Annotated in this window: 13 protein-coding genes and 2 pseudogenes; 7 read left to right on the forward strand and 8 right to left on the reverse strand. The window is 69.8% G+C overall.

The features are described 5' to 3' along the window. Positions 1 to 276: 276 nt before the first annotated feature. Together IEZ17_RS40275 and IEZ17_RS40280 are read right to left on the reverse strand one after the other, a co-directional pair. Positions 277 to 752: pseudogene (locus IEZ17_RS40275) on the reverse strand (PDZ domain-containing protein). Between the two features lie 17 nt (positions 753 to 769). Beyond that, on the reverse strand, positions 770 to 964 hold the full coding sequence (locus IEZ17_RS40280) for a hypothetical protein (RefSeq protein WP_229853095.1): 195 nt from the start codon (positions 962 to 964) through the stop codon (positions 770 to 772). A 374-nt stretch (positions 965 to 1,338) separates the two neighbouring features. Between IEZ17_RS40280 and IEZ17_RS40285 the strand changes: the two genes are divergently transcribed. From IEZ17_RS40285 to IEZ17_RS40295, 3 genes and pseudogenes are all read left to right on the forward strand, one after another. After that, positions 1,339 to 2,118: a hypothetical protein gene (locus IEZ17_RS40285; RefSeq protein WP_189308602.1), complete on the forward strand. Its 780-nt coding sequence runs from the start codon at positions 1,339 to 1,341 to the stop codon at positions 2,116 to 2,118. Further along, positions 2,115 to 2,489 (forward strand): GntR family transcriptional regulator, encoded by a 375-nt coding sequence (locus IEZ17_RS40290; RefSeq protein WP_189308603.1) that lies wholly within the window; start codon positions 2,115 to 2,117, stop codon positions 2,487 to 2,489. The genes IEZ17_RS40285 and IEZ17_RS40290 overlap by 4 nt, the downstream gene beginning before the upstream one ends. A gap of 101 nt (positions 2,490 to 2,590) precedes the next feature. After that, positions 2,591 to 3,190, forward strand: a pseudogene (locus tag IEZ17_RS40295) (transposase); the annotation flags it as partial. 198 nt (positions 3,191 to 3,388) lie between these two features. On the opposite strand, the gene IEZ17_RS40300 reads toward IEZ17_RS40295, so the two are convergent. Next, positions 3,389 to 3,781: a nuclear transport factor 2 family protein gene (locus tag IEZ17_RS40300; RefSeq protein ID WP_189308604.1), complete on the reverse strand. Its 393-nt coding sequence runs from the start codon at positions 3,779 to 3,781 to the stop codon at positions 3,389 to 3,391. Between the two features lie 108 nt (positions 3,782 to 3,889). On the opposite strand from IEZ17_RS40300, the gene IEZ17_RS40305 reads away from it, so the two are divergent. Continuing rightward, a complete protein-coding gene (locus tag IEZ17_RS40305; protein ID WP_189308605.1) occupies positions 3,890 to 4,345 on the forward strand; it encodes a MarR family winged helix-turn-helix transcriptional regulator in 456 nt (151 codons plus the stop codon). A gap of 651 nt (positions 4,346 to 4,996) precedes the next feature. On the opposite strand, the gene IEZ17_RS40310 is transcribed toward IEZ17_RS40305, so the two are convergent. Continuing rightward, positions 4,997 to 6,469, reverse strand: a complete 1,473-nt coding sequence (locus tag IEZ17_RS40310; protein ID WP_189308606.1) for an FAD-dependent monooxygenase — start codon at positions 6,467 to 6,469, stop codon at positions 4,997 to 4,999. Positions 6,470 to 6,573: 104 nt separating this feature from the next. On the opposite strand from IEZ17_RS40310, the gene IEZ17_RS40315 reads away from it, so the two are divergent. Further along, positions 6,574 to 7,311, forward strand: coding sequence for a TetR/AcrR family transcriptional regulator C-terminal domain-containing protein (locus tag IEZ17_RS40315; RefSeq protein ID WP_229853096.1), 738 nt, complete (start codon positions 6,574 to 6,576; stop codon positions 7,309 to 7,311). 226 nt (positions 7,312 to 7,537) lie between these two features. Further along, positions 7,538 to 8,311, forward strand: a complete 774-nt coding sequence (gene ku, locus IEZ17_RS40320; protein WP_189308607.1) for a non-homologous end joining protein Ku — start codon at positions 7,538 to 7,540, stop codon at positions 8,309 to 8,311. 4 nt (positions 8,312 to 8,315) lie between these two features. Here the strand turns inward: ku and IEZ17_RS40325 are convergent, their stop codons facing one another. The 4 genes from IEZ17_RS40325 to IEZ17_RS40340 form a co-directional block, all read right to left on the reverse strand. After that, on the reverse strand, positions 8,316 to 8,783 hold the full coding sequence (locus IEZ17_RS40325) for a DUF6233 domain-containing protein (protein ID WP_189308608.1): 468 nt from the start codon (positions 8,781 to 8,783) through the stop codon (positions 8,316 to 8,318). A 2-nt stretch (positions 8,784 to 8,785) separates the two neighbouring features. Continuing rightward, a complete protein-coding gene (locus tag IEZ17_RS40330; protein WP_189308609.1) occupies positions 8,786 to 9,085 on the reverse strand; it encodes a DUF8825 domain-containing protein in 300 nt (99 codons plus the stop codon). Between the two features lie 240 nt (positions 9,086 to 9,325). After that, the gene (locus IEZ17_RS40335; RefSeq protein ID WP_189308610.1) at positions 9,326 to 9,751 is read right to left on the reverse strand and encodes a DUF4267 domain-containing protein; all 426 of its coding nucleotides are present in this window, start codon (positions 9,749 to 9,751) and stop codon (positions 9,326 to 9,328) included. A gap of 338 nt (positions 9,752 to 10,089) precedes the next feature. Then, entirely contained in the window at positions 10,090 to 10,536 is a 447-nt protein-coding gene (locus IEZ17_RS40340) for an anthrone oxygenase family protein (RefSeq protein WP_189308611.1), read from the reverse strand. An 88-nt stretch (positions 10,537 to 10,624) separates the two neighbouring features. Here IEZ17_RS40340 and IEZ17_RS40345 point away from each other — a divergent pair, with 88 nt between their 5' ends. Then, positions 10,625 to 11,203 (forward strand): TetR/AcrR family transcriptional regulator, encoded by a 579-nt coding sequence (locus IEZ17_RS40345; protein ID WP_189308612.1) that lies wholly within the window; start codon positions 10,625 to 10,627, stop codon positions 11,201 to 11,203. Positions 11,204 to 11,371: the final 168 nt, after the last annotated feature.

The following is an 11,371-nucleotide window of genomic DNA, read 5'->3' on the forward strand; positions in this document are numbered from 1 at the left end:
GATGCACGCATCAAACTGCGCCACCTCTACCCCAAGCATTAGCCGCGACGATCTACTAGTCTCCCTCGCCCACTGGGTCGCGCCTCTCGGCACTCACGCCATGAGGCTCGATCCTGCCAGTGTGGCCACGGAGGGCGATAGCGCAATTGCAGACAGCCCCTACCGCCCGAGGCGAGCTTTGGACTGGCGGTCGGCGGAGGGCATCGCCGACCGCCAGGAACCCGGGTCCCTTGTGCCCCTGGAACGCTGACACCCGTGTGCCGGTTGCTCGGGAGGCTATGTGCGCGTGGCGCCTGCCGGCCACAGCACCCGGACGGGGGTGCCGGTGCGTCGGGCGTAGTCGACGACGTCCGCGGTGCCTCCGTAGCCGCTGGCGGGTTTTCCGTCCCACACGGCGAGCAGCTGGTCCACCGGGCCGACCAGGATTGCACTGCCGGCCATGTGCGCGGCGGAGCCCGATGTCGTCAGGCCGGTTTCGTGTACGTCGGCGGCCCGCTTGAGCAGCGCGTCATAGACGGGGTGGTGCCAGTCGGGGTGTCCGCGCGGTATTCCCGGGCGGGGACGACGACCTCCAGTCGGCCGCCGTATTGGAGTACCGCCTCGGCGAGCCAGCTGTCGGGGCCGTCGGCGTTGCAGGAGACGGCGGTCAGTTCGGACGGCTGCCACTGGCGCACCGCATCGTTCGGGAGTCTGCGGACCTGCCGCTCGACGTCGTGGTCCAAGCCGCGGTGGCCGGTGGTTCCTACGCGCATCTCTTCGCCCTTTCTGTTCACAGGTAGACGCCGTGAAGGCGTTCGTCCAGGTCCCGCACGACCTTGGGCGGGGCGCTGGAGGTCAGCGACCGTCGCACCGCGCGTACCCGCTCGACGATGCGCCCGGATCGGTAGCGCAGGCCGGTCTCCAGGCACCTCCCTCCTGGGACTTGACAGAGCGTGGGGTCTTGTGTGTGCGTGTGCACGTTCACGTGGGCACGCTGGAGAGATCGCGCAGATAGGCGCCCGGTCATCGTCGGCGTCGAGGACGTGTGTCCCAGTGGCTGGTGCCTGACTGCTGTTGCACACGTGGCATGTTGGGGACGCACGCCGGGCGGCCAGAATGGGATCCACGCCTTACCGGGTATGACTCGACTTCCGTCCCATCTGTCCGGCCGGTTCGGTCCAAGCGTGTTGCGAAGGTGCTGACCATGCCCGCCCACCTCAACTTGTATCGAGCAGTTGGCGCAAGTCTCTGATGGCGGCATCTTGTGCTTACTGCTTGCTACAAAGCGGCTTGCGCAAGCAGCGCCCGCTACCGCTGAGCACAAGCCACCCGGCCATCGCCACTCGCTGAGGTCCCCGTATGCCCGACACCGTATCCCCGCCCGCCCCCCGTTACCTCGCCGACCGCTACGCCTGCTGGGCCGGTCTGGCCGTGGGCGCCATAGCCGCACCACTGTGGGCCACCACGGACATCAGCAGATTCGGCAACGATTACGGCTTCGACGTGCCCTTGGTGAGCGCCGTCATGGCTTTCGGCCTGTGCGCGGTGGGCGGCGTCCTGCTCGGCGACGCCCTCACCCCTCGTCCCCAGGAAGCGGTACGCACGGCCGGCCTCACCCCGCGCCGGGTCAGAGACCTCGTGCCACCCCGTCTCACCGTCCTGCTTCCCCTTGAGGCGGTACTCCTCGTCTTGTTGGTGGGGATCGGGGCTGCGAAAGCCTCCCCCGACGCCATACACCGGGCTGTCGCTGTCGCTACCCAGAACGTTGCTTGCGATGGTGTACCCAAAGCACCTGTCAGCCTTTGGCCCGGCATGTTTTACGGCAACCAGATCCTTGTCTCTCTCGCCATCGGAACCGCCGCCTGCGCCTGGGCCCTGCGCCGCATCGCCCACCGCCCGGGCGACGACCAGCAGCGCCGGAACCGCTCACGGGCGGTCACCGCAGGCTGGGGGGTACTGGCCGCGGGCCAGCTGCTGGCCGTCCTGTTGATGATTGCCAGCTTCCTCACGAACACGAGCTGCGAGGGAACACCGGGCACACTCACGGCCGTGGTGATCTACCCCATGAGCCTGCTGGCCCTGGTCACCCTGGCATGGTCCCTGTTCACTCTGGTGGCGCCCCGAGCAGTCCGACAATGACCGGCCCTTCCGTCCGCGTCGACACAGCCAGCCCGGTTCCGCCGTACGAGCAGATCCGCACCCAACTCGCAGCCCTGATCGTCACCGGCCAACTGACCGAGGACGAACGCCTGCCCACCGTGCGTCAGCTCGCTGCCGACCTGGGCCTGGCACCAGGCACAGTGGCTCGCGCTTACCGCGAACTGGAGGCCGTCGAGCTGATCCGCACCCGCCGTGGCGCAGGCACTCGGGTCGCGGCACTCCCGTCCGAACGAATGCACCCCGACGCAGAGCAACTCGCCATGCTGGCACGGAACTTCACGTCAGCGGCTCGCGCTCTCGGCGCCGACGCCCAAGCCATCCTGACCGCCGTCCGCAAGGCCCTGGACTGAGAGGCCGCGCAGACAGTCAACGGGTGGGGCCAGCTGCCAGAAGAGACAGGCACAGGTTCCGTGAACATGAAGTTGCGACGCTCTGTGATCACGGGAGACCTGTGCCTGGGCTGCCGTCATGGCTGACCGAACCACTGTGGGACCAATTCGCTGCCCTGTTGCCCCAGCGGCCCGAGTTCGATCCGGCCCACCCATTGGGCTGCCACCGGCGCCGGATCAGCGACAGGATCGTGTTCGACAAGCTGCTGCAAGTCCTTCGCTGCGGCTGCTTCTATGAAGCAATCGCGGACTCCACCTGCTCGGCCACCTCGATCCGCAACCGCCGGGACGAGGGATACGTCTGGGGCTGTTCGCCCGGCTGAAGCAGATGGCGCCCGACGCCTATGACCGCCTCGTCGGTCTCGTCCTCGATCAGAGCGCCATGGACGGAGCCATCACCAAGGCCCCGGGCGGCGGGGAAGCAGCCGGACGCTCACCGGTCGACCGGGGCAAGCAGGGCATGAAGCGTTCGGGCATGACCGACGGCTAAGGCATCCCCCTTGGCCGCATCCTGGCCGGCGCCAACTGCCACGACTCACCGCTTCTGGCCCCAACGCTCGATCTATTGGCCGAACTTGGGCCACTACCCGAAGAGGTAAACCGTGCACCTTGATGCCGGCTATGACTCGGCCGAGTCGCGCACCCTGCTCGGCGAGCGGGGACTCCCACTCCATCGGCGAGGTCGGCCGCAACGAACCCCGCGGCGATGAAGACATCATCCGCGCCCCTGCTCTCACGCCTGGTCAGCAGGGGCGCGGACTACACGCTGCGGGGCACCCGGGATCAGCTCATGGATCGGCAGTTCTCCCGCACGCGGCCCTCCATCCCGGTACCCGGCGGACGCCGCGAGCCGTGGGCACTCAGCGGGCGCTGCCGAGGTTTCGGTCCTCTTCGGCGCCGTTGAGCATGAGGGTGGTCTCCTCGATGCGGCGGAAGCGTCCGTCAGGTGCGAACTCGGCGAAAAGGTAGACCTCCATGCGCACGGTGGATCCGTCGGTCTTGGTGACATCGACGGTGTGGCGGTCGGCGTAGTGGTCGCCGGCCACGAGTTCCTCGTGCACCGTGACCGAGCCGTTTGCGATGACCTTCCGCAGGTGGGCGATGTGGGTGAGGAACTCGGTGCGGTCGGCCCAGTCGCCGTCGGTGCGCTGGCGGTAGTCGGGGGCGAAGTGCCGGTCGGCGGCCTGGTCCAGGTCGAGTCCCGGGGTGAAGAGCAGGTCGGTGAGGGCCGTGCGGGCGTCGGTGCGGTTCATGGTGATTCCTTTCGGTTCGGGGGGCATGCCCCCCACGGAGATGCGTGCTTGAAGCACGCTTATGACTGTAGCAGGAGAAGCGTGTGCGGCGCACGCTAATCTTGAGCGGTGACCGACACGACGGGATACGACATCGCCGACGCCCTGGGACTGCTGCTGCGACGCGGCACCCGCGCCCGCCTCTACACCCACCTCACCGAGGGCCTGGGGGAAGCGGTCGACGAACTCACCTATCCGGTACTCAGCGGCCTGGCCCGAACCGGCCCCCTCAGCGCCGCCGACCTCGGCCGCGAGATCGGCCTGGACCGCACCACCGTCACCCGACGCGCCGACCGCCTGGAAACCGCCGGCCTGGTCCAGCGCCAACCCGACCCCGTCGACGGCCGCGCCACCCTCCTCACCCTCACCCACCAGGGCCATGGCACAGTCGCAGTCACCCGGCAGCGGTTCGTCACCGCCATCGAGGACTCCCTCGCTTCCTGGCCGGAAGCCGACGCCCGGACCTTCGCACGCGGGCTACGTCGATTCGTCGATGAAGGTCCCTTCGCGCCCCAACGCGACTGAGGGCCGACCGGGCGCCGGGGCATCTGGGTCCGGCGCCCGCTGAGCTCCACATCTCTGTGGCGGGCGGGCCATGACCGCCGATCGGGTCTGGACCGGACGGATTCCTGCGCATCGAGGCGAGCGGCACGCGGTGCAGGGCCGCGTGCGGAGTCGCCTCCTGCAAGAGGGTTGTCCCGATGCTGGACACCGCGCGGCAGGGACTACCCTGGGGGTCGCCTTAACGGAGGTTGGCGGACACCAGTGCCGACAATTCCAACCGTCAGGTTCGGCTGGGCTTCCTGGGCTCGTGACGGCGGCTGGCGGGACTGTGCGGCCGAAGTCCGGCCGCACCAAATGACTCGCGATCCTGAAGTACCAGGCTCCCGGCCAGTTCCGCAGTGGCCTCGCGAACGCGGACCAGTGGCATCCCCTGATACTGCAACCGCACTCATCGCTTCGCCGCAGGTCAGACGGGATGGGGCGGGTTCCATGCGACGATCCGGGCGGGCCTGGAACGTCGGGGCCTGCACCCGGTCAGGAGCCGGACCCGCAGGTCGGCACCCCGCAGAGCTGACGATGAGTCACCTCGTTGCAGGTGGCGCGTGCCGATCCACCTGCGGCGACTTCCCGAATGCGGTTGCAGTACCAGCCGAGCGGACCCGGCGTGTGGGCTCAGCGGCACAGGGTGCGCAGGGCGGTGAGGCAGGCCGCGGCCCGGCGCTGCGGGTCGGTGTCGGTGCTGGCCCAGGCGATCCGGGCGTCCGGCCGGATCAGGACGGCGGTGACGTTCCGCCAGATCGGCTCTGCCGCTTCGGTGTTGACGGTCACCGCCCGCTGTTCCAGATCACCCGCGGGGCACGGCGTCTGCGTCCCGCCGAGGTCCAGCAGCAATGGCCGGCCGTGGTGCATCAAGGGGTGGGCGGTGGGTGCCTGCGCCGCGTCCAGGGCGAGGCCGGCCAGGCGGGTGCCGTTCAGCGGGTGCGCGCCGGGTGCGGTGCCGGCGGGGAGCGGGTCGTCGAAGCCGGCGATCCGGCGGGACCACTGGCGGTTGGTCTCCGGTTCGGCCAGCGCGGCGGACCACACCTCGCGGAGCGCGATCTGCTCCGGGCTCGCCGCGGCGAACAGGGCGAGCTGCGCGCGGGTGTTGTCGATGACGGCGCGGGCGGCCGGCCGGCGCTCCGTGTCGTAGCTGTCGAGCAGTCCGTCGGGTGCCCGGCCCTGGAGGGTGGCGGCCAGCTTCCAGCCCAGGTTGGTGGCGTCCTGGATGCCGAGGTTCATGCCCTGCCCACCGGCCGGGAAGAACATGTGCGCCGCGTCCCCGGCCACCAGTACCCGTCCGGCCCGGTACCGCGCGGCCTGGCGGGTGGCGTTGCCGTAGCGCGACAGCCACCGGGGGTTGCGGATACCCAGGTTCCGGCCCAGCAGCGTGCGGGTCTGCTCGCGCACCTCCTCCAGGGTCAGCGGTTCGCCGGTGCCGTGGTGCATGGTGGCCGTGGAGAGGCCCGCCAGCCGGTGGACGCCGTCGCCGATCGGGGCCACCAGGAACGAACCGGCCGGCCCGGTGGCGGCGAGCGGCGCGGTGGGCGGATCGTCGAGTTCGACGTCGGCGAGCCACCCGGTCAGCGTGGTGTCCTGACCGGGGAAGTCGATGCCGGCCGCCTGGCGCACGGCGCTGCGGGTGCCGTCGCAGCCCACCAGCCAGCCGGCCCGCACGGTCCGGTGGGTGCCGCCGGCCCGGATCACCACCTCGACGGCGTCCGGCCCCTGGGTGAGCGAGACGACTTCCTCCCCGCGCAGCACCCGGGCGCCCACGGAAACCGCGTGTTCCTCCAGGAGTTGTTCGGTGACGGACTGGCCGAGCGCCAGCATGTACGGGTGCACCGCCCCGACCGTGGAGAAGTCCAGCCGGGTGGTGGCCGCGCCGAAGTGACCGGTCGGCACCGGGGTGCCCCGTTCGATGAACCGCTCCGCGAGTCCGCGGGTGGCGAAGGTGTCCAGCGTGCCGGCCTGCATGCCGACCGCGCGCGACCGTCCGTCCGGTACCGCCCGGCGTTCCACGACGGTCACCTCCACCCCGTGCAGGCGCAACTCCGCGGCGAGCCAGAGCCCCACCGGGCCGGCCCCGGCGATGAGCACGTCGAGCATGACAACCACTTCCTCTCACTCTTGTCCGTTGGACAAGAGTGAGCATGCCCTAGAATTGTCCATTGGACAACAGGGATGCGAAGCCGACCGGAGAGGCGCATCGGATGGGTACGACACAGGGCGAAATCGTCGCCGCCACGCTGGCGGTCCTCGACGAACACGGGCTGGACGGGGTGACCATGCGCGCCGTCGCGGCCCGGCTCGGGGTGCAGCACAACACCGTCCGCTGGCACGCCTCCAGCAAGGGCCGCCTGCTCGAACTGGCCTCCGACGAACTCCTCGTGCACTGTCTCGACGAGCCGCTGCCCGAGGCGTTCCCCGACCGCCTCAAAGAGCTGAGCCGCCGCTGCCGCGCGGCGCTGCTCTCCCACCGCGACGCCGCCAGGATGGTCGCGGGCGTCTTCGCCGCCGAGCCCCGCACGCTGCGCTACGCCGACACCGTGATCGCCACCTTGCTGGCGGCCGGCCACTCGCCACGCACAGCCGCGTGGACCCACTGGTCGATCTTCTACCTGACCCTGGGCCTCACCCAGGAACAGCAGGCCGCCCAGGAGACCGCACCGGCCCTCCTCCCGGACCAGGTTCCGGCCAGCACCTACCCGGCCCTGGCCGCGGTCCTGCCGTACGTCGGCCCCGACAGCTTCGACCAGCGCTTCGAATTCGCCCTCGACCTGATCATCGCCGGCCTTCCCCGGGCCGAGGGCCCGGTCGGCCATGGCCCTTCTTTCGCATCAACGGGCGGACCAGATGGAGATGGTTGCGATGTGGAGTCCGGACCTGGCGGGACCGGCTTCGTCGCAGCCGTCATTGCGAGTGGACGTTCTGCGAGACAGCGTGGGTGAACGAGCCGACGACGCTCAGCACGCCCTGCCCGAGTGATGCCGGGGCCAGTAGAGCCGACTGGATGGGAAGGTCGCGGACGACACCCCGTGCCGGAAGTACGCCGTTCAGCCCCGCAGTACCGGCCCGGCCCTCGGCGTTGGTGAGCGGGCGCCCGTCGGTTGCCGACTCACCGACTCGTACGGCCCCGTGCACGGGCACCTCGAATGGGGTCCGTACGGTCCTGTCATGCGATCGATCTGGCAGGTCACCATCGCCTTCGGGATGGTCGCCCTGCCCGCGGACCTCTACGCCGCAACCGAGGAGCAGGGGCCGGGCCTGCATCTCGTCCATGCCGCTGACGGTGCCCGCGTGCGGCACAAACGGGTCTGTGAGATCGATGGCCAGCAGCTCTCCGCACACGAAACCGCCCGCGGATGGCAGATGCCCGACGGGCGCACCGTCATCCTGACCGACGCCGACCCTGACGCCCTACCGCCGCCGACGAAACGAACGGTCGAAGTCCTCGGCTTCATCGGAGCAGACGACGTCGACCCTCTGCTGTACGCGCGTCCGTACTGGATCGGCGCCTCCACACCCGCCGCGCAGCGCCCCTACGCGCTCCTGGTCGAAGCCTTGTCCCGCACGGGCCGGCTGGGCGTGGCCATGCTGACCCTCCGTTCGCGCGAGCGCCTGGCTGTGCTCAGGCCCCGCAACGGCATCCTGGTCTGCCAGACCCCGCGCTGGCCGGAGGAGATCCGTGACCCGGGCGACCTTGCCAGCCCAGCCCCGACGACCGAACACGAGCTGGAACTCGCCGAGTTGCTGATCTCCGAGGTGACCGGTGTGGAGGTCGAGGACCTGCACGACGAATACGCCGCCGCCCTCGATGCGCTCGTGGGCACCCTCGCCGCCGGTGGCCACGCAGCGGTGCCGCCCCCGGAACCTGCTCTCCCTGAAGACCTGATGGCAGCTCTGGAAGCCTCCGTCCAACGCGCCCGCCAGACCCGGAACGCCACGTGATCAGTTATGAGGTGCGCAGGACTGTCTCGGGCCGGCAGACCGGGCAGGGTACGGCGACGGTTGGATCGGCCAGCATCTCCAGTGCCTCGGGATCGGTCAGCAGGCGTTCAGCGTTCTCGGTCTGGGCGCAGTTGAGCCGGTGCACGAAGTAGCCCGACCGGGAGGCGGTTGGGGGTGCTGGGGCGAGTCGCCAGCGCTGCCGCTCCTGGCGTGGTGGCGCGTGGATCGCGCGGTAGTCCTGGCCCTCGATCGGCTGGATGATCGGGTGCGGGGCTGACCCTGTGAAGAGGTAGGTGGTGGGGGAGGGGCCGCGGCGCCGGTCGTCGGTCCGTGTCGGGAGCTCCAGCGCGTAGTCGTACCAGAAACGGCCCAGTCGGTCCGGTCGGCACCGTGTCGCCCGCACCTGGACCCTTTGGCCGTCGGGGAGGTGCAGCTTGGCCCTCGGGTAGGCGCGGCCTTCGTCTGCATCCATGACTATGACGGGTCGGGGTCCCCGGTCGCGGCGTGCTTGAGCGCGGACCGGGCCGTTGGAACGTCGTCGCAGGTGGACCAGAACTCGTGGGTCACTACACGTTCGGCCGGCTCCAGGACCCGTGCCCGCATCTCGTCGACCAGCTGGCGTTCGGTGTCGGTCCGGCCGGCGGAGTCCGGCCGGTGGCTCTCGTAGTAGCCGCCGCCTGTCTCCGTGGTGCGGTCCCAGCCCTCCAACGCCTCCGCCGACCACGGCAGGGCCGCGTACAGCTTGGCGAGGTCGGCCTTCGCCCATGAACTCAACCAACGTCCGCGCAGGACCCATGGCTACCGCACTCCGGCAGAGGTCTACGCTGACCTCCTGAACAGCGGTGATGCGCTGACCGCTTGAGCTCGCCACCGTTGATGAGAATCGGGGCAGGGGGCCGCGCTGCGCCATCCCGGAGAAACGGGACCAGGCCGCCGCCCACTGGAAGAAGATCGTGCGCCTCGCCTTTCCCGGCGGGCGCTGACAGGCGAGTACCGACACGCGCCAAGGTGGCGTCAGGCGGGCTGCGGGGCGGGCGTTGCCGGAGCGACCGCGACCTTGCGGGTCTCGCGCATTATCAGCAGGCCGTTGACCACCATCAGTGTCGCGGTCAGGCAGTGGACGCCGAGTGCGGTGGCCACGGAGCCGTGGTGGGCCAGCACGGTGGTCATGTCGCCGTACGCGGCAAGGGCCTCCACCAGCAGGGCCCAGGCCAGCGCCCGGCGGTGGCCCGTCACCAGCAGGATGCCCAGGACCAGGGCCAGGACGACGTCGCGGATTCCCTTGATGATCAGGAAGCCGCCGCCGTCGCCGGACGGCCAGCTCGGCAGGCCGAAGCCCGGCGCCGTCGTCTCCGGGCTCAGGATGAACTCCGTCCCGAACCAGAGGATGAAGAGGATGAAGGCGGCGGCCAGGACGGTGTTGATCTTCTTCAGCGACATCGTTCTTCTCCCTGCGAGTCTTCGTCGGCTTGGTGAGCTTCGTGGAGCTTGCTGAGTCGTGTGGGGCCTGACCAGGCCGCGCGCGCGGCTGATCGAGGGGCTGATCGAGGGGCGTAGTTTGTCGGGATCGCCGTTGTGGGATCTGAGCGGCAGCAGCTGCATTCCCGAATGTCGGGATTTCGGTGGTCGGCTGCCGCCCGGGGAGTGGGGATTGTGCGCCACCGGCGCGGCGTCGGCCCGCGGGGTCAGAAATCCGAAGCCCTGTCGGGCTCACCCCGACGGGGCGCAAGCTGTCGACATACAGGGGTGAACCAGTGCATGTCGGGGCGGCTTTGGTATCAGGTGAGGGCGGCGGCCAGCAGGGCGAAGGCGGCGATGATGACGGCGACGCGGATGTAGTGGAGGCGGTCCCAGCGGTTCATCTGCTCCTTCCAGTCGGCGGGCCGGTTCTCGGGGGTCCACGTCTTGTTCCGGTTGTTGATCGGGACGAGCAGCAGGAGCGACATGATCACGCTGAGGATCAGTAGCGCGCCGGCGGTGGCGACGAGGCCGGTGCCGTGGTGGTGCCATCCGGCGATGGCCCAGACCGCGACGAGGACGAGCGAGCCGATGTACCAGACCGGCATCACGGCGCCGAGCATCCGGCCCCCGTGGGCGCGGCCGAGTTGGCCACTGTCGCCGGGGAGTGCGTCGAGGATCCGGTTGATGACGAAGGCGACGGAGAACTCCACCCCCACCATCACGCCGACGATCACGGTGGTGAACACCTCAAGTGCGCTGAGCATGACGACCCCTGGGATCTAGCGTTGATAGCTGATGAGGCAACGCTAGTACTGCTGCCGCTTGATTGTCTAGCGGTGCTAGGATCGAATCATGTCGGTACAGGAACGCAAGGAACGCGAAAGGGCGGAGCGCGAGCGCCTCATCGTGGCGACAGCCCGCGAACTCGCCGAGCAGCAGGGCTGGGACGCGGTCACCACCCGCCGGCTCGCCGAGCGCATCGAATACAGCCAGCCCGTCCTCTACAGCCACTTCCGCGGCAAACGGGAGATCATCGGCGCCGTCGCCCTCCAGGGCGCTGCTCAGATGGCTGCGGAGGTGCGGGCCGCGACCTCCAGAGCGAACAGCCCGCGCGAGCGGGTCGCCGCCCTCGCCCGCGCCTACCTCGACTTCGCCGCACGCAACCCGGCGGTCTACGACGCCTTGTTCCAGCTCGACGGCGGCCTGGCGTACGCGCAGGAGGACACCCCGGAGCCGCTGAAGGACGCCTTCGCCGCCCTGCTGGAAAGCCTGGGCGAGGTCGCCGGGGACGGCGTCCACCCGGGACTGTTCACCGAGACGTTCTGGGCGTCCCTGCACGGATTGGCCACCCTGACCCGGGCGGGACGGCTGCCGCCGGAGGACGCCGCGCAGAGGGTGGAGCTGCTGGTGGACCGGCTCGCCGTGGTCTGACACACCATCCAGGCAGGCACGCAGCCGGGGCCCTCGGGCCCCGCCGCTGCCTGCCTGCGGCATCGCTTCCGGTCACTCGCGCCCACACGGCACAGCCGCAGATCGCCGGGCCCCGTACCCCAGACGGGCACCCGCCCCGAAAGCTGCGATGCTCATTGATCACGACCC

The organism is Streptomyces albospinus, from assembly GCF_014648695.1.
Classification (GTDB): Bacteria; Actinomycetota; Actinomycetes; order Streptomycetales; family Streptomycetaceae; genus Streptomyces; species Streptomyces albospinus.